Origin of the sequence: Archangium sp., assembly GCF_045802675.1 — a bacterium.
Taxonomy (GTDB): Bacteria; Myxococcota; Myxococcia; order Myxococcales; family Myxococcaceae; genus Archangium.
The window spans coordinates 1-17,081 of record NZ_JBJMQO010000089.1; the positions used below are offsets into that span (position 1 = coordinate 1).

At 67.8% G+C, this 17,081-nt stretch carries 17 protein-coding genes; 7 read left to right on the forward strand and 10 right to left on the reverse strand.

Features of this window, described 5'->3' with window-relative positions:
• The first annotated feature begins 190 nt into the window (after positions 1-190).
• Positions 191-1,033, forward strand: coding sequence for a hypothetical protein (locus ACJ8AN_RS25315; protein ID WP_407758030.1), 843 nt, complete (start codon positions 191-193; stop codon positions 1,031-1,033).
• A gap of 7 nt (positions 1,034-1,040) precedes the next feature.
• The gene (locus tag ACJ8AN_RS25320) at positions 1,041-1,661 is read left to right on the forward strand and encodes a hypothetical protein (protein WP_407758031.1); all 621 of its coding nucleotides are present in this window, start codon (positions 1,041-1,043) and stop codon (positions 1,659-1,661) included.
• 152 nt (positions 1,662-1,813) lie between these two features.
• Here the strand turns inward: ACJ8AN_RS25320 and ACJ8AN_RS25325 are convergent, their stop codons facing one another.
• From ACJ8AN_RS25325 to ACJ8AN_RS25340, 4 genes are all read right to left on the reverse strand, one after another.
• Positions 1,814-2,770: a hypothetical protein gene (locus tag ACJ8AN_RS25325; RefSeq protein WP_407758032.1), complete on the reverse strand. Its 957-nt coding sequence runs from the start codon at positions 2,768-2,770 to the stop codon at positions 1,814-1,816.
• Between the two features lie 138 nt (positions 2,771-2,908).
• Positions 2,909-3,838 (reverse strand): GNAT family N-acetyltransferase, encoded by a 930-nt coding sequence (locus ACJ8AN_RS25330; RefSeq protein ID WP_407758033.1) that lies wholly within the window; start codon positions 3,836-3,838, stop codon positions 2,909-2,911.
• A gap of 511 nt (positions 3,839-4,349) precedes the next feature.
• The gene (locus tag ACJ8AN_RS25335; protein WP_407758034.1) at positions 4,350-4,826 is read right to left on the reverse strand and encodes an SMI1/KNR4 family protein; all 477 of its coding nucleotides are present in this window, start codon (positions 4,824-4,826) and stop codon (positions 4,350-4,352) included.
• Between the two features lie 2 nt (positions 4,827-4,828).
• On the reverse strand, positions 4,829-5,377 hold the full coding sequence (locus ACJ8AN_RS25340) for a hypothetical protein (protein WP_407758035.1): 549 nt from the start codon (positions 5,375-5,377) through the stop codon (positions 4,829-4,831).
• 496 nt (positions 5,378-5,873) lie between these two features.
• On the opposite strand from ACJ8AN_RS25340, the gene ACJ8AN_RS25345 reads away from it, so the two are divergent.
• Positions 5,874-7,802, forward strand: a complete 1,929-nt coding sequence (locus tag ACJ8AN_RS25345; protein WP_407758036.1) for an ATP-dependent DNA helicase RecQ — start codon at positions 5,874-5,876, stop codon at positions 7,800-7,802.
• A gap of 89 nt (positions 7,803-7,891) precedes the next feature.
• Here ACJ8AN_RS25345 and ACJ8AN_RS25350 read toward each other — a convergent pair whose 3' ends face one another.
• Positions 7,892-8,074: a hypothetical protein gene (locus ACJ8AN_RS25350; RefSeq protein ID WP_407758037.1), complete on the reverse strand. Its 183-nt coding sequence runs from the start codon at positions 8,072-8,074 to the stop codon at positions 7,892-7,894.
• On the opposite strand from ACJ8AN_RS25350, the gene ACJ8AN_RS25355 reads away from it, so the two are divergent.
• Entirely contained in the window at positions 8,066-8,812 is a 747-nt protein-coding gene (locus ACJ8AN_RS25355) for a pentapeptide repeat-containing protein (RefSeq protein ID WP_407758038.1), read from the forward strand. The two genes, ACJ8AN_RS25350 and ACJ8AN_RS25355, sit on opposite strands and share 9 nt — an antisense overlap.
• 15 nt (positions 8,813-8,827) lie before the next feature.
• Here the strand turns inward: ACJ8AN_RS25355 and ACJ8AN_RS25360 are convergent, their stop codons facing one another.
• Positions 8,828-8,959, reverse strand: a complete 132-nt coding sequence (locus tag ACJ8AN_RS25360; protein WP_407758039.1) for a hypothetical protein — start codon at positions 8,957-8,959, stop codon at positions 8,828-8,830.
• A gap of 102 nt (positions 8,960-9,061) precedes the next feature.
• On the opposite strand from ACJ8AN_RS25360, the gene ACJ8AN_RS25365 reads away from it, so the two are divergent.
• Positions 9,062-9,952 carry a hypothetical protein gene (locus ACJ8AN_RS25365; RefSeq protein ID WP_407758040.1) on the forward strand — a complete coding sequence of 297 codons (891 nt, stop codon included), beginning with the start codon at positions 9,062-9,064 and terminating at the stop codon, positions 9,950-9,952.
• 134 nt (positions 9,953-10,086) lie between these two features.
• Positions 10,087-10,776 (forward strand): VOC family protein, encoded by a 690-nt coding sequence (locus ACJ8AN_RS25370; protein WP_407758041.1) that lies wholly within the window; start codon positions 10,087-10,089, stop codon positions 10,774-10,776.
• Here ACJ8AN_RS25370 and ACJ8AN_RS25375 read toward each other — a convergent pair.
• Positions 10,763-12,217, reverse strand: coding sequence for a chondroitinase-B domain-containing protein (locus ACJ8AN_RS25375; RefSeq protein WP_407758042.1), 1,455 nt, complete (start codon positions 12,215-12,217; stop codon positions 10,763-10,765). The two genes, ACJ8AN_RS25370 and ACJ8AN_RS25375, sit on opposite strands and share 14 nt — an antisense overlap.
• A 609-nt stretch (positions 12,218-12,826) precedes the next feature.
• On the opposite strand from ACJ8AN_RS25375, the gene ACJ8AN_RS25380 reads away from it, so the two are divergent.
• On the forward strand, positions 12,827-14,152 hold the full coding sequence (locus tag ACJ8AN_RS25380; protein ID WP_407758043.1) for an ice-binding family protein: 1,326 nt from the start codon (positions 12,827-12,829) through the stop codon (positions 14,150-14,152).
• Positions 14,153-14,262: 110 nt separating this feature from the next.
• On the opposite strand, the gene ACJ8AN_RS25385 is transcribed toward ACJ8AN_RS25380, so the two are convergent.
• The 3 genes from ACJ8AN_RS25385 to ACJ8AN_RS25395 all read right to left on the reverse strand — a co-directional run bounded on the left by ACJ8AN_RS25385 (position 14,263) and on the right by ACJ8AN_RS25395 (position 17,017).
• The gene (locus tag ACJ8AN_RS25385) at positions 14,263-14,637 is read right to left on the reverse strand and encodes a DUF5953 family protein (protein ID WP_407758044.1); all 375 of its coding nucleotides are present in this window, start codon (positions 14,635-14,637) and stop codon (positions 14,263-14,265) included.
• 1 nt (position 14,638) lies between these two features.
• Positions 14,639-14,824: a DUF6310 domain-containing protein gene (locus ACJ8AN_RS25390; RefSeq protein WP_407758045.1), complete on the reverse strand. Its 186-nt coding sequence runs from the start codon at positions 14,822-14,824 to the stop codon at positions 14,639-14,641.
• 240 nt (positions 14,825-15,064) lie between these two features.
• Positions 15,065-17,017 (reverse strand): CocE/NonD family hydrolase, encoded by a 1,953-nt coding sequence (locus ACJ8AN_RS25395; protein ID WP_407758046.1) that lies wholly within the window; start codon positions 17,015-17,017, stop codon positions 15,065-15,067.
• Between the last annotated feature and the right edge of the window lie 64 nt (positions 17,018-17,081).

Consider the following 17,081-nt stretch of genomic DNA (forward strand, 5'->3'; position numbering starts at 1 on the left):
TAGCGCAGTCGCTGCTGCACGGGGAATGCGCGACCCACGAACGGATGAATCGGGTGGGTGATGACCACCAAATCTCGCGACGGCTGCGTCTTTAAGGGGGTGCGTCGTTGGGGGCTTTCCCGAGCCGAGCACGAAGGCGGCTGCGGCCGCGCTGTCCGTGGTGCTGGTGGCCTGGTTGGGTGTGGACGCCATGTGGGGCCTCGTTGACGGCTGGGCCACCATGGCTCAGCGGGCGCACGAGGCCACCACCTTCGAGGAGCTGCGCGACGCCGGCGAGGCCTTCGGCCGGGTGATTGGGACGGACGCGGCCCGGGCCCTCATTCTCGCGGTGGCCACGCTCAGCGGGCGGACTCTCGGCGAGGTGGCCGCGCACGTGCGCTCGCTGCCCAGGTTCAACCAGGTGCAGGCGCAGTGGGCGGCCCAGGGGATGGAGGGCTCGGTGGCCGTGGCCATGGAGGAGGCGGCTGCGGTGGAGGTAGTGGTAGAGGAGAGCCGCGAGCTCGTCGTCCTCACCTCCCCGCAGGCGCCGGTGGCCATCAACGTTCTGGCCAAGAGCGGAAGCTCGGGAGCTGCTGGAGGGCGCTCGGGCACGGTGGTCATTCAGCACCGCGGCGGCAACAAGCAGATCCTCCTCAGCGACGGGGAGCGGTGGCACCTCCCACCCGGGAAGAGCATCCACGACATTCCGGTGCAGGATCCGCTGGGCGACGAGCTTCAGGCGGCGGTGAAGGAATTGGCGGGAGAGTGGTCGACAGCGAACCTGAGTACCGAGGAGCGGAAAGCCATCGAGTCGATGCTCGAGCGCGGCTTGGAGCATCGCGCGAACCTCCTGGAGCGACAGGCTCGCGGGCGATGGGTCGAGGCGCAGATGAGGCTACGGTTCCCAGGCCTGTCGTGGAACAGCCGCGGTGTCGACATCACTGGCCCGAGCGGACAGAGTTACCATTACGAAATCCTGTCCGGCACCGACTCGAACTTCGCGCTGCACGGGCGGCGGATGGCGAGCACCTTCTTCCGCATGATCTTCTTCTGAGGCCCGCGTGACTCCCAACATCCACTACGAGAAGCGAGAGATTGTCGGCGAGCGGCTGGAGCTTAAAAAGGGACCGATCTACTGGCTTGGCCCGGACCTCACGGTGCGCGACTCGACGGTCATCATCAGCGCGGCCGGGCGTTCTCTGGTGCCTATGTCGGGACGGTTCATCAACTGCACCATCCAGGCGAAGGGCCAGCTGAAGGGCGTGGTGTGGGCGCAGATGACGCTCAATGGGTGTCGATTCAAGGGCCGCTTTAGGGGCAATGAGTTCGGGTTCCGCGAGGGCCTGGTGGACACGCGGCGGTGGAAGCCGGGCGGGATCGAGGACTGCGACTTCTCCGAGGCCGAGCTCCATGGGGTTGGCTTCAACAATTGCGACATGAGCACCATCCGCCTGCCACGGTGGCCGTGCTACACCTTCCTGGACCCACGGGGACATGCGGCGCAGCTGCGTCAGCACGCTTGGCCCGGTCGCTTCGGTCGAGTCACCGTCAAGGTGGCGTGTGAGTCGCCGGAAGGCACGGCCGCGGTGACCTGGCACGCTCCCACTGAGGCCGAGGATATGGACACGACAGTTGAGGAACTGCGTGCCGCCCTGGAGACGGCGCCCGGGATCTTTATGTAGGGCCCGGCTCTACCCGTCGCTGGCTCGAAAGAAAAACCCCGGCCCGAGGAGACCTCGGAGCCGGGGCTGTCGTCGGCAGTGCGTTTAGGCAGTGGACCCCCACGCGAGCTGCGTGACAGGCTGACGCGGCTCGAGGCGTTGTAACCCGCGGGTCAGCGGCAGACCGCGTACCAGCCCTGGACGCTCCAGTAGGTGTCGTAGCTGCTCGGGTTCTGGCACCAGCCGTTCTGCGCGTCCACGTCCCAGAGCGCCTTGCCAACGGGCGTCTTGATGGAGAGCCCATTCGGGCGTCCGCGGTTGCGCGCGTCGTAGGTGGAGAACGAGCTCCAGGTCGCCGTGTCCGTGGGGCGGTACGAGGGCTCCGTGGGATCGAAGAGGCGAGGGAACTGCCGCGTGGTCGTCACGTCGTTCTGCGCGTGATCCCACTCGGCCCGGCAGTCCGAAGGCCAGTTCTGCGGATTGCCGCTGCCGCCGCACATGTACCCGCCCGGGTTGTGCGAGCAACACGTATCGTGGAGCTGTGAGCCCACCGCGACCTGGCACTCCATCATGGCGTCGCCCCGGAGGGTGCAGGGCGAGGCGGCGGGGACACCGTCGCAGTTCGGACCCACGGCGCCGAAGCAGAAATCCATGGCCGTGCCGACGCCGCCGCAGAGCGCGGGGTTCGATGCGTCGCTGGTGAAGCGAACATCGTCCCAGTCGCCGGCCCCGTACGCACACACCTGATACCAGTCGCTGGTGGTGGGCGCCCAATCGATGACCTCGGTCGAGGTGTTCGCGGTGTAGGACGCCACGACCCACGTCCCCGTGGTGTTCGACTTGATGTACAGGTCGGCCTTTCCTCCCGAGCGCGCGCCGACCATCTTCGAATAGTGCCGCATCCCGGCGTTGATCCACTGCCAGTCGCCGCAGAGCAGGGCGCCGTTCACCACGCGGCCCGCCTTCTTCACGCGCGACGAGGGACAACCCGACAGCTCCTGCTCCGTCGTGCCAAACCCTGCGGGCTCCTCCCCGCTCTCCTCCGGCATGCAACCCACGGCGAGACTCGACAGCAAACCGACGGCGAGAAGGCGAGGCAACAGCGCCACCGCGTGAATGGGATTAGCCATCAATCGATGAAAATCCAGGATTCCATTCCTTGTCAAGCTCACGCTGCTCCAGGAGGCGCAGCGCAGGAGAACGAGACCCGATTCCGAGACGGAGTCACTCCTGTGGGACGTGCGAGACCGGCTCGCCCGGGCGTGACCTCAGAGCACCAGCTCCCACGTCTCGCCGACCTGCCCCGCGCCGAAGAGAGGGTCCGGCTCCGAGTGGACGAGCTCGAAGCCGGCCGCCTCGTAGATGCGCCGGGCGGCGAGCAGCACGCTGTTCGTCCACAGCGTCACCTTGCGGTAGCCGGCCTGACGGGCGAAGCGCACGCACTCGTCCACCAGCCGCGAGCCGATCCCCAGCCCCCGCGCGGACGGCTCCACCAGCAGCAGGCGGAGCCTGGCCACCGTCTTCGACTTCTTCACCAGGAACACGGAGCCGACGGGCTCGCCGTCCTTCTCCGCAACCCAGCAGCGCTCGTGCTTCGGGTCGAGCTTCTGGATGAACTCCGCCACGATGCTGGCCACGAGGGCCTCGAAGCGCTCGTCCCAGCCGTACTCCCGGGCGTACAGCACGCCGTGGCGGTGGACGACCCACCCCATGTCTCCCGGCTGGTGCGGCCGGAGCACGTAGGGCACCCTCGGTTCGGCCTTCGCGCCGAGCAGTCCCTCGAGGGTGTGCATCGCCTCCACCAGTTGCCGCTGCCCGGTGGGAGACAGTCCGGCCATCATCCGGGTGACCTCGGCACTCGAGCGCGCATCGAGCGCGGCGAGGGCTTCCCGGCCCCGCGGTGTGAGCTGGAGGAGGCTCCGCCGTCCATCGTCCTGGGAAGGTTTCTTGCGGAGGAGGCCCTTCTTCTCGAACCGGCTGAGGATGCGGCTCAGGTAGCCGGCGTCGAGTCCCAACTCCTGGCCGAGCTCCGTGGCCGTGGGCTCCTCACGGTGGGCCAGCTCGTAGAGCACGCGCACCTCGGCCAGGGAGAAGGGGCTGTCCAACAGCCCTTCGTGCAGAACTCCAATCTTCTGCGTGTAGAAGCGGTTGAAGCGCCTCACCGCCTCCACGCGCTGGGCCATCGCCTTGTCGGACATGGTGCCAGCGTCAAGGAGATGGTTGCCGCTGTCAACTATCGCCAGAGGGGGGCGTACCGGTTGTACAGCCGGGTGTCCCGGAGGGTGCATGCTCCGGGAGCAGACAGGCTCCCCGCCGAGGAACCGGCGCCCGGCAGCGTATAGGCGGGATGGGGCCGTGTTGAGGGAGAGCAGGAGCCGAGGGGACGAGGAGGGCTTCGAGTCCACGGACCCGTCCCCGCTTGTCCCACCTGTCTTCCGAAGTTCCCTCCAGCCCTGGAGACATTTTGGAGACGGGAACAGGGGCGCGGGGTTGGGAGAGGTGAGTGGGGGGTCTGGGCAAGGCCCTGACGCGCAGTTCCGCCTCGGCCTCCAGGAATGAGCGGTTCTCGCTCCCCCGCCTCACACACACCCAGGCTCGGCAATCAACAAATGAATGAATTGATTGATCCGGCCGGGCGTATCGGGTGGATACGGGAAGTGGTCGCGGGAGACCTCTTAGAGCAAGCGGCTCATGGGCGAGGGCATCGTCTCATTCGTCCAGCCAGTAGGCCTGGCCATCACGCAGGGCCCGCTCCAAGAAGTCCGAGAAGGAGGTGGCGATCTGATCGCAATACTTCGGGTCCGGCCACGCCTCGTGCCAGCCGTCGATGACGGGGTAGCGACCATTCTCCTGCCGGGCCACATCCACCAGCAGGTAGTTTCCATCTTGCACGTCGCAGATGGCCCACATCGAGGCGGGACCGTGCGCGTCGTCATCGTTCTTCTTCCCGAAGATGGCGACCCGCGCTCGGACGATCTTCGACAGGGGAAGGATGCGATAGGGGCTATCCGGCAACCGTTTAATCAGCTCCGCCCCGTTGCAGTGCAGATAGAAGGCCCGGAGGTCAGGGTCCAGCCGCCAACCCACCCGCTGCTCGAACTCTTCGATCTCCTCGGGTGTGGCGGGAGCATGGGGGAAGTGCTCGCGGGAGACCTCTTCGAGCAAGCTGTTCAGGGGCGTGGCCATCGTCAGTTGTCCGTGTAGGGCAGGTCGGGGCCCACTGTATTCCAGGGGGATTTGCCGTCGTAGCAAGCGGGGTACTGCTCGTTGAATATCTCGTGAACATCAGGCTCGGCGGGGATGACGTTGTTGGGGTCAACCGGCTCTCCCCCGTGCTTGAGATCCCGGATGTGGTGCCCTGGCCAGGACACGTCACCTTTCTCCGGCCACGTTCCGAACTTCTCGCTCCAACTCCGCCGGAAGGACTCTCTCTTCCCTTCCCATTTCTTGCGAGCGGCGCGTGTGTCCCCCTTCGACAACTCGGTGTAGTTGCAGCAGCAGTGGTAGATGCCGTAGCGGCTCCCGGCATTAACGGGAACGGGTAGGATGACGAGGCTTCCCTTCCAATCGAACTTGAAGTCGGCCAGCCACATGCACCCCTTGAGTGTGTGGCCCTCACTGGCGCACTCCCTCTGGCACCCGTTCATGAATTCCCGGCGGCACTGCCAGGGGCCATAGAAGAGGGTCGTCTGCATTTGCCCGCCCGGCACCGTCAGCCACGGCAGTTCCTTCTTCACGGCGGGCTTGGCCCCCGGTGAGGGTGAAGGACCAGAGCCTCCCGTTCCAGGGCCGTCCGTTCTCTGGGTCGTCGGGGCACAGTGCCCGACCCGGAGCGGACACACAGCGCCCCCGTCATCATCAGCGCCATCCTGCTGCTGGTGGAGAGCCGTGTTGAGGGAGAGAACTGGAGCCGAGGGGACGAGGAGGGCTGCTGACGGGTGCCACGAGGGCTGTGCGCCGGGGCCGGTGGAGAAGCGGTGCAGCCCCATGGGGCACACGCCGGCCCAGGTGGCCCCCCAGGGGGAGGCAGCAGGGGCGTTGGCGTCTGGGCAGCGTGACTGCTCGAGGCTCGACACCACGCGTGCTGGGGTGGCCCCAGCGCTGCAGCCAGCTGAGCAGGCCGCGTGAAGGCGGTGAGGACGTCGGAGCGCAGCCCCGCATAAAGGACAGCATCCAGCCGGCCGCTGTCCTGGTGTCCTACCGGGTGGTCCCCCGCCGTGACACAGTGCAGGGATGCCCTCGGCTCCCGAACTCCTCCGCTCCGTCTTCGGCTTTCCCGGCTTCCGCGAGGGGCAGGAGGCGGTCGTCTCGCGGCTGTTGGAGTCCCGGTCCGTGCTCGCGATCTTCCCCACGGGAGCCGGCAAGAGCCTGTGCTACCAACTCCCCGCGCTGATGCTGGAAGGCGTCACGCTGGTCATCTCCCCACTGATCGCTTTGATGAAGGATCAGATCGACTTCCTCACGAGTAGGGGCATTCCCGCCGCCCGGCTCGACTCGACGCTCGGGCCGGAGGAGCTGCGCCAGCTCTACGCGGACCTGAGGGCGGGCAAGCTCAAGCTGCTCTACATCGCGCCGGAGCGCCTGGCGAACGAGCGGTTCCTCCAGACGCTGCGCCGCCTGCGCATCGCGATGCTCGCGGTGGACGAGGCCCACTGCATCAGCGAGTGGGGACACAACTTCCGGCCCGACTACATGAAGCTCGCCTCGCTCGCGAAGACGCTGGGAGTGGAGCGGGTGCTGTCGCTGACGGCGACGGCCACGCCCTCGGTGGCCCGGGACATCGCCGCCGCGTTCGACATCGAGGCCGGGGACGTCATCCAGACGGGGTTCCACCGGCCCAACCTCTCGTTGCACGTCACGCGTGGACACGGTGGCGACGAGCGCCGGGAGCTGCTGCTGTCACGCCTGCGCTCCCGTCCGCGAGGGCCGACGATCGTCTATGTCACGCTCCAGCGCACGGCGGAGGAGCTGGCCGGGTTCCTGGCTGGAGGTGGCTTCGCCGCGAAGGCGTACCATGCGGGCATGGAGCCCGAGGTGCGTCACCAGGTTCAGGACTGGTTCATGGACTCGGACGACGCGGTAGTGGTCGCGACCATTGCCTTTGGAATGGGCATCGACAAGAGCGACATCCGGGCGGTCTACCACTGCAACCTGCCCAAGAGCCTGGAGAACTACGCGCAGGAGATCGGCCGCGCGGGCCGCGATGGCAAGCCCTCGGTGTGCGAGCTGCTGGCGGCCATGGAAGACGTGACGGTGCTGGAGAACTTCACCTACGGGGACACGCCCACGCCCGAGGCGGTGGACGGAGTGCTGCGGCAGGTGCTCGACCAGGGAGAGACGTTCGACCTCTCCATTCACGAGCTGTCCGGGGCGCACGATGTCCGTCCGCTGGTCATCGAGACGATGCTGACGTACCTGGAGCTGGACGGCCTGCTCGAGTCCACCGGCCCGTTCTACACGGAGTACAAGTTCCAGGCCCTGAAGCCGCTCGACGAGGTCTTCGCGGGTTTCGACGCCCAGCGTGCCGATTTCCTGCGGCGGGTGTTCGCCGAGGCCGAGCCCATGAAGACCTGGTCTCGGCTGAAGCTCGACGGCATCTCCCGGAAGCTGGGCGAGCCGCGCCAGCGCATCATCGCCGCGCTCAACTACCTCGAGGAACAGGAGGCGTTGAAGCTCCAGGTGACGGGGATGCGGCAGGGGTATCGCCTGAAGCGCACGGACTTCGACGTGGCCGGACTCACCCGGACGATGGTGGGACGGTTCAGCGAGCGCGAGAGCCGGGACGTAAGGCGACTGAGGCAGGTGTTGGACTTCGCGGACCATGAAGGCTGCCGCACGCGCTTCCTGCTGACCTATTTCGGGGAGGACTTGAAGGCCGACTGCGGGCACTGCGATTGGTGCGAGGGCGAGCGCACCGGGAAGCTGCCGCCCTCGGCCGTGAGACCACCGGGAGCCCAGGAGGCCGCGAAGCTGAAGCAGTTGCGTGCCGAGGGACACGAGGCCCTCGCGTCCACCCGGCAGATGGCGAGGTTCCTCTGCGGCATCAGCTCACCGAGCGCCACACGGGCCAGACTCACCAAACACAAACTGTTCGGCCTGCTGTCGGACGTGCCCTTCAAGCAGGTGCTCGCCTTCGTGGAAGACACGGCGTCTGTCATATAGGAATGGATGAGCCCCACGATGCCCGCATCCGCTCGTGGAGCCTGGCCGGGGCTCCCAATGACTGATGCGGCCGCCCCGTCTGACACGCTTCAGTCCAGCACCGCGATGCGGCTGCCGGGATCCTTGTTGTAAGCCATGTCCAGGTAGAGGCCCGTCGCGTGGGCGAGGATGATGCCGTAGCCCTGGTTGGCGAAGGTGTACGCATCGCCCTCGCGGCCCCAGCCCCACACGTTGCTCCAGGGGACGGGATAGACTCCAGGACCATGCGACACCCGATGCGCCTCGGCCGGCTCTTCTCCCTCGTCCTCCTGCTGGGCGTCCCCACCCTCTCCGGGTGCCTCAGTGAACGCGAGAAGACCGTCCGGCGGCTGCTGGAGACGCGTGAGTGCGAGGGGTGCGATCTCACGGACGCCTCGTTGGAAGGTGCGGACCTCGAGGGGGCCCGCCTCAAGGGCGCGACGCTGCCGGGCGCGAAGCTGGCTCGCGCGCGCCTGCGCAACGCCGACCTCACCGGCGCCGGGCTGGAAGCCGTGGATGCGCGGCAGGCGGACCTGCGTGGGGCCCGGCTCGATGATGCCAGGTTGATGAACGCGCAGTTCCAGGGGGCCAACCTGGAAGGGGTGGATCTGCGCAACACCAACACCCTGGAGTCCGTCAATTTCGAGGGCGCCAATCTGCGCGGAATCAACCTGGAGAGCGGCGTCATGAACGGCCCGATGGGGCTCTATCGCCAATCCAAGAAGACGAATGTCTATCACGTGCCCAGTGGAGGCGCGCTCCTCATGCGCGCGGACCTCTCGGGAGCGAAGCTCCGGTTCGCGACCCTGGCGAAGTGCAACTTCGAGGGAGCCATCTTCCGGGGCGCCGATCTGCGCGACGCGAATCTGGAATGGGCCAACCTGGAGGGGGCGGACCTGATGGAGGCACAGCTGTCCGGCGCCAGATGGACCGACTCCAAGGAGTGTGCGAAGGGCTCCGTGGGGCGGTGCATTCCCACCCGCCCCCGTTGAGCGGCACGCGCCCGCTCAGCGCCCCGCCCGCGGCAGGGTATCGAACTGGCCCTCCAGGGCCGTCTTCACCTTCGGGTACAGGTCCTGGCAGCTGGTGGAGTGCGCAACGATCGCCAGGTAGGGCGGCACACCTTCCCCGACAGGCATCAACAGACCCCCGTTGCTAGAGCAACGCCGTCGGCACTGTCCCCGCCTGCGGCATGTCATGGGCTTGTGGTACTCGGGAAGCCTCACCCCTGGAGACCCCCCATGCAACTCCGCACCCTCGCCCTTGCCAGCCTCGCCGCGCTCGCGGCCTGTACCAACGCCCCTCCCGAGACCGCGGAGGAGAACGGTGTCAGCACCGCCGCGGCGACGGCCACCCGCCTCTACGCCTCGGTGGGCGACAACGAGCTCAGCTTCGAGACGCTCGGCACCTTCGAGGAGCGTGATGGCGTCCGCGCCCTCATCATCCACGCCACCGCGAACCGCTACCTCGCGGACGTCCTGAGCTTCGTCCCCGACGACGCCTTCGGAGACGCGCACATCATCAGCGAGCGCCGGCTGGAGATCGTCCTGCACGAGGGCTACGAGCTCAACACCGTGCTCTCCGGCCTGCCGCTCTTCGTCCGCGTCGGCACCAACACGGGCACGCCGCGCTCGTACACCGCGCGCATCGTGATTGCCCCGCGGTTCTTCGACTTCCGCGGCGACAGTGGCATCTGGATCGACGAGGCGGTGAACCCCGTCTACGTCGTCCAGGGCACCACCAACGTCCTCTATCGCGGCCACGCCTCGGTGTCCGGGTACACGGACTGGCTCTCCGTCACGGCGACCGACGGCATTCCGCAGGTCTACGGCCGGCCCAACTACCGCCTCGACTGGTCGTACCCGGCGCTGCACCAGGCCATCGACCCGCACACCGACCCGCTCACCTTCAGCGCGGGCGCCGATGACGGCGTGGCCATGCAGAAGACGGCGCGCCTCGTCGCGCGCGTGACGGAGTTCGCGCTCACCGATGGCGACGCCTACGACGTCTGGCCCAGCCCGGACTGCGACCCCGCCGTCTACACCTGCTACCACTCCCAGCCCGCGGGCACGACGGACTTCGGCCAGTGCGGCACCTACCGCCAGGTCCTGCGCTGCTCGTACGAGCCCTGAGCCAGCTCGAGCGCCATGCCTTCTCCGGAGGACCGCTTGGCGCCGCACGGCCCGGGCGACATCCTCCGGTGGGGCATGGCGTTCGTCCCCGGGCGCCTATGTTTCATCCGTGCTCTCCCTCCAGGAGGCCGTCCATGTCGCCTGCGCCGCAGCTGTGCCATGTCTTCGTCTTCATCGAGCGAGGTGCGCCCGAGGCGGCGCGGTTGGAAGCGGCGGGCCTGCGGGAGAGCGTCCGGCGCCGGCACGTGGGCCAGGGCACGGCCAATGTCTGCTATTGCTTCGACAACGCCTTTCTGGAGCTCGTCTGGGCGGAGGACGAAGCGGAGCTGACCGGGCCGACGGTGGCGCGGACCCGGCTCGCGGAGAGGGCCCGGTGGCGGGAGACGGGAGCCTCGCCCTTCGGAATCGCTCTGCGCACCGCGCCCGACCAGCCCTTGCCGTTTCCCACCTGGGATTATCGGCCGCCCTACCTGCCCGCCGGCATGGCCATTCCCGTGGCGCTCGCGAGTGAAGACCCGAGGCAGCCCATGGTGTTCCGCTCACCCGGGAGTGCCAGGCCCGATGGCTGGACCGATGGAAGGGCCGGCGACAGGCAGCGGCCGGCGGGCCTGGCGGAGATCATCGGCATCGAGCTCGACCTTCCCACGCACGTCCCACCGGGGGAGGCGCTGCGACGGTTGGCGGAGGCCGGGCTCCTCACGCTGGGCACTTCCGACACCGGGCAGTCGCGAATGGTGTTGTCGCTGTCGCGCGTCGACGGTGGACCCCCGCGCCGCCTGGCACTGCCCGAGCTCCGCTGGCTCGACCCGGTCACTCCCCGGTAGCGCGGCGGCGCAGGACGAGCGGCAGCAGGAGGGCGAGCAGGATGGCGGTGAGGCCCGGGGCGCTGCCGCAGCTGCAGCCGCCCTTCATCTCGTCCTCGGGGCCGGAATCCCCGCCGCTGCCGCCATCCACGGTCCCCGCGTCGCTCGGCGTCCCCGCGTCCCCCGGCGTCCCCGCGTCCTGGAGCGTTCCCGCATCCGGCCCGGTCCCCGCGTCCCCGGGGGCGCTGGTTCCTCCGTCGCAGTCTCCCAGCGAGTGCTCGAGGGCCCCGAGCGTGTACGCCCCCGTCGAGGGACGCGGGCGGGCGCAGAAGTCGTCTGGCACCGTGGCTCGCGCGGCGGCTCCGCCGATGAGCTGGGACACGTTGCCATTGAGGCGCAGGTCACCGCTCAGTGGCGCCTGGTACCAGGTGGTCCAGGTGCCATTGGCCACGTTCATCAGGTTCGTGCCGGCGGTGAAGCTGCCGCTGTCCCGGGCGCGCACCACCGAGGACAGCACGTTGCCGTGGGCCTCTCCCGTGGTGGACGCGAAGCGGAAGTCCACCCCCGTCGTGGAGATGAGGGTGTTGAACAGCACCTTCGTGTTGGCGGCCTTGTTCAGGTAGATGCCCACGTCCGAGCAGTTGACGATGATGTTGTTGCGGATGATTCCATCCGTGTGCTCGGGGTCGCAGGGGACGCTCGCGTCGAAGGCGGGTGCGCAGTACGCGTTGGCCGTGCCTCCACCGCCGAAGGACAGGCCGATGCGCGTGTCTCCGCTCGGGGCGTCCTTCACGCAGAGGACGCGGTTGCGCTCGAAGACGCCCCGCTTGCCGCCGCTCTTCATGAAGGCGCCGTAGGAGATGCCGCCTGCCTTGGAGAAGTCGTGCACGTCGTTGTCGCGGACCACCCAGTCGTCACCGGTGTCGATGTTGATCTTGGTGACGGGGTTCGAGGTCGAGCGCGCATGCGTGTCGTAGAGCTCGTTACGCTCCACGAGGCCACGGTGGGGCATCTCGTAGACGCCGCTGCCGTTCTGCGCCGCGTTCACCTTGAGCTGCGCGTTGAAGTCGCGGATGCGGCTGTTGCGCAGCACGAAGCCCTCCGCGTGCCCCGTGACATGGAACGCGTGCTCGCAGTTGTCGTCCTGGGGGCAGACGCCCTCGACGGTCAGCCCGTCGAAGGTCCAGTACCGGCCCGACACCTTGAAGCCCTCGAGCGCGTTGAACTGGATGAGCGCCGCGTGCCGGTTCGCCGCGCGCACGGTGATGGGCTGGGTCGCCGTCCCCTCCGCCGCACAGCTCAGGTTGGCGCTCACCGCGTACGTGCCATCCGCGAGCACGAGCTCATCGCCCGCCTGCGCCGAGGCGAGCGCGGACTGCAGCTGGGCAACCGTCGAGACGTTCTTCACCGCGGCCACGGCGGGCTGCGCGAGGAGGAGCAAGGCCAGGGAGGTCATCCGCATGAACGCGGAACCTATCTGACGCCCGCGGGCCAGGGCGGATTTCCTTCAACACGTACACCCAATCCATGCCCGACTTATGAGGTGGTTCCACAAAACCGGGGCAGGCTCAGTCGCGAAGTGCTCGCGGGGAAGGACCTGCGCACCGTCACCCGCCAGGAACTGCTGCGGGAGTTGACAGTGGGCGCATCGCCGTGGGTGACACCCCGGGTGGGGGTGCCACGTTCAAGCTCGAGCTTCCCCTGGCCGGCTCGACCCCCCGGCCTGAGTCTGCTTCGCCTCCACCCGCACCATTTCCTGGCGTGCCAGTTCGAGGCCAATTGCCCGGGTCTGGTTGACATTGAGCTGGTAAAGCCTATGTTACAGAGCGCAACCCCCTGACGAGTCGAAACGTTAGCGGCGATGCGCCGAAGACATATCGCTTCCTCCTGGGTGTGGATGCCCTTCGGCGTTTTGAATCAAATCCCTCGCACAATCCAATCCCTTCCCCGGAGTGCCTTCATGGCTACTCAGCACAGCAGCGCTATGCGTATCGCATGGGTCCTTTCCTTCTCCGTTCTTCTCGCTACCTCCACCCTGGCCGCGTGCGGGGGTCCCGATGAGACCGGCGCCGTGCCCACGGTGAGCTCGTCGCACCCCGCGGATGGAGCCAGCGGCGTGCCCCGCAACGTGAGGGTCGCCGTGGCCTTCAGCGAGGCGATGGAGCCGCTCTCGCTCACCACGGCGTCCTTCTTCGTGAAGCAGGGGAGCACGCCGGTCCCGGGCACCGTGGCCGCGGGAGACGACGGGACGACGGCGATCTTCACCCCCACGAACAGCTTGGCAGCCAACACGCTCTTCACGGGGGTCATCACGGCCAAGGCCAAGACTCCGGCGGGCCGGGCCCTGGCCAAAGATCACACCTGGAGCTTCACCACGGGAGCCACCGATGACACGGCCCCCCCCGTGGTCAGCGCTGTCAATCCGCCCAACGGTGGCACCGGTGTCCCCATCAACGCGAAGCTCACCGCGACGTTCAGCAAGGCGATGGACCCGCGCTCGCTCAACACGTCCACCTTCACCGTGAAGCAGGGCACCACGCCGGTCCCGGGCACCGTGGCCTACGGGACCACGGGCACGACGGCGATCTTCACCCCCACGAGCAACCTGGCCGTCAGCACGGCCTTCACCGCCGAGCTTTCGAGCGGCGTCATGGATCTGGTAGGCAACCGCCTGGCCAGTGCGTTCTCCTGGAGCTTCACGACCGGGACCACCGAGGCGAAGGGGCCGGCGCCCGTGGGCCTTGGGATGGCGGGCAATTATGCGGTGCTCGCCAAGACGGCCATCTCGACCGTTCCGGCCTCCGCCGTGACAGGAGATATTGGAATCAGCCCCGCCGCCGCGAGCTTCATCACGGGCTTCTCGTTGGTCGCCGATGCGACGAATGTCTTCTCCACTTCCTCGCAGTTGATCGGCAAGGCCTACGCCGCCAACTATGCGGTGCCGACTCCGTCCAACCTCACCACGGCCATCAGCAACATGGAGAGCGCGTACAGCGACGCCGCCGGACGGCCCACGCCTGACTTCCTCGAGCTCGGCACCGGGAACATCGGTGGGCTGACGCTCGTTCCGGGGCTCTACAAGTGGACGAGCACGGTGACAATCCCGGTGGATGTCGTCCTCTCGGGCGGGGCGAATGATGTCTGGATCTTCCAGACGACGGGAGACCTCACGATGAGCGCGGGCAAGAAGGTCACCCTGAGCGGCGGCGCACGGGCCCAGAACATCTTCTGGCAGGTCGCTGGCCAGACGACCTTCGGAGCAGACTCCCACTTCGAGGGGATCATCCTGTCCAAGACGGACATCACGCTCCAGACGGGTGCGACGATGAACGGCCGGGCCTTGGCACAGACCCAGGTGGCGCTCCAGCAAGCAACCGTCACCCAGCCGGCTCCGTAGGCCCTGTGCCACGGGGACGGTATCCAGAGGCCCGGGAGTGAAGGCGGCCCACTCCCAGGTTCCCCCGGTGACGCCTCAGCGGAGGACACAGCGGCCCTACAGGTTGCCGGTCATGCCTCCAGCACGTCCGCGGCTGCCGCGATGCCGGTTGCGTCGAGCGGCAGGGCTGCATGGACTTCAAACTGTGCCTGCCCTCCCGGGGAGAGCCCCGCCGGGCTTTCCCATCCAGACACCGTTACCCGGTAGCTCTCGTCGCCATTACAAATGAGCCGAAACCCCCTTCCGGTCGGCCTCCCTTGGGCGAGCCATGCCTCGCGCTGCGGTAGCCGGACCAGCTTCCCCTCGCGAGAAATCGTCCACTCCAGGCGCAAGCCAGGGAACGCGCGTTCCATTCCATGAACAACAGCCAAAGGGCGATTATCGCTGCTCACGAGCGCAGGCGCGTAGACGATGATTCCAATGTCATTTTCTTGCGTTGCAGGCATTTCAGCACCAGTTCATGACGACGATGATGCCCGTGAGTCGTGGCTCTGCGAATTCCAGTGCGGCTTTGTGCGCTGCGCTGCGCACGCCGACCTTGAAGTCAAATCCGCAGGCCAGAGCGAGAGCGCGCTCGTGCAGCAGCTCCGGCACCTGGTCCTCAAGCACAATTCTCCGAAGCGACTGGCCCAATGGGAGGGAAATCCGGCCCTCTTGGCTCCGGCTTGGGCCTTTTTTTTGGCGAGGGCTTCGGCGGGGCGGGCGCTGATTCAGGCACGGGCCGCGTTTCAGGCACGGGCCTTACCTGGGCGGTTGCGAGGTAAGGGCGCGATTCCGCTGGGAGTTTCGCACCGCCCGGCGCGGGTTCGATTCCCGCCGCTTCCAGCGACCCTCTCGACCCGATGAGGCCGAGCCCGCCTCCTCCTTGGCTTCCTACGGCGTGACGAGCGGCAGCTCCACGAAGCTCGCCTGGCCCGGCGCGTGGTACACGCGCTGCGCGGCCTTGCGGAAGTCGCCGGGCTTCGCGTCGAAGATGCTCTCCACGTACGTCTGCGGGTTGCGGTCGTAGAGCGGGAACCAGCTCGACTGGACCTGCACCATGATGCGGTGGCCGGGCCGGAAGACGTGGTTCGCGGTGGGCAGCCCGAAGCGGTACGTCACCGGCTTGCCGGCGGGCAGCGGCCGGGGCTTCTCGAAGCTCTCGTGGTAGCGCCCGCGGAAGATGTCGGCCGAGACCATCAGCTGGTAGCCGCCCAGCTCGGGCTGCTCGGCGACCTCGTCCGGGAACACGTCGATGAGCTTCACCACCCAGTCGGAGTCGGTCCCGCTGGTGGAGGCGACGAGGTTGGCCTGCGGGTGGCCGCTGATCTTCACCGGGGCGGTGAGGACGTCGGACACGTACACGAGCACGTCGGGCCGCGAGGCGGTCTCGCGCTGGTCGCGCACGAGCCAGCTCTTCCAGGGGTCGGTCGCCGAGGCGCCGGTCGCGCTGGTGTCGTCGACGATGGGGCGTGCGCGGTAGGGCACGGGCTTCGCCGGGTCGGAGATGTATTCGTCGAAGGCCGCTCCGCCCGAGGCGGGAGCCGAGAACCCGGCGCTGAACCCCGGGTGCAGGTAGAGCGGGGCTGGCTTCACCGTGCAGCCGCTCGCGCAACCCGAGGGCCACGACGACAGCTCGAGCCACTTGTTCGTCCCCGTCTCGAACGCGGTCACCGGCGCGATGCGGGCCTTGGGCGCACCCTCGACGAGGTACTGGTCGAGGAACGGCCGCAGCACCTCGCGCCGGAAGTGCGCCGAGGTGTCGGTGCCGAACTCGAGCGCGCCGAGGCTCGAGCCGTTCACGATGGCCTGGCCGTGGTGCCACGGCCCCATCACCAGGAAGACGCGGTCGTTCGCGGTGTCCTTCGGCTCCAGCGCCTCGTACACCGCCGGCGCCCCGTAGAGGTCCTCCTGGTCCCAGAGGCTGTGGACGAGCATCACCGGCACCGTCAGCGGCCGCGCCGCCAGCAGCTTGTCCACCGCCTGCTCACGCCAGAACGCGTCGTACGCCGGGTGCGCGAGCAGCTTGCGGAAGAAGCCGAGCTGCTCCATCCCGTGCCGCCGGCCGATCTCCCCGGCCGAGCCCGCCGCGAGGTACTCCTCGTATTGGTCGCGGTAGCCCGACGCCCACTTGACGTCGCCCTTGCGCGTCGCCTGCTGGTTGAGGATGTACGGCAGCATCGTCTGGCGGAAGGCGCCGTGGTGGAACCAGTCGTCGCCCATCCACCCATCGACCATCGGGTTCATCGGCACGGCCACCTTGAGCGCCGGATGCGGGTCGACCAGCGCCATCAGCGGCAGGAAGCCGTCGTACGAGATGCCGATGATGCCGACGCGCCCGTTCGACTCGGGGACGTTCTTCACCAGCCAGTCGATGGTGTCGTAGGTGTCGGTGGCGTGGTCCACCGGCGTCGGGTTCTGCGGCCCGTGCAGCGGCCGGTTCATCACGTAATCGCCCTCGGAGCCGTGCTTGCCGCGCACGTCCTGGATGACCCGGATGTAGCCCCCCTCGACGATGACGTCGGTGGCGTTGTCGTAGCCGTAGAGCACCCGGGACAGGTGGGTGCTCTCGGCGTGGCCGGTGAGCTTCTCCGCGTCGTAGGGCGTGCGCGTCAGGAGTATCGGCCGGTTCTTCGCGCCGCGCGGCAGCAGGATGACGGTGTGGAGCTTCACGCCGTCGCGCATCGGGATGTCGACGGTGCGGCGCTCGTGGTCGAGCAGCTGGCCCGCGGGGGTGAAGGTGGCCGGGGTTTCGGAGGGAAGGTCCGGAGGGCCGGCGTTCGGAGCGGGTGCGGTGGCCAGGGTGGAGAGCAGTGCGAGCGAAGCGGCGAGCGGAGCGATCGGCATCGCGGCGGAGGCTAGCCAACTCCTGGCCGCCCCGAGAGGAGAAAGCGCGAGCGCTCCACGCACC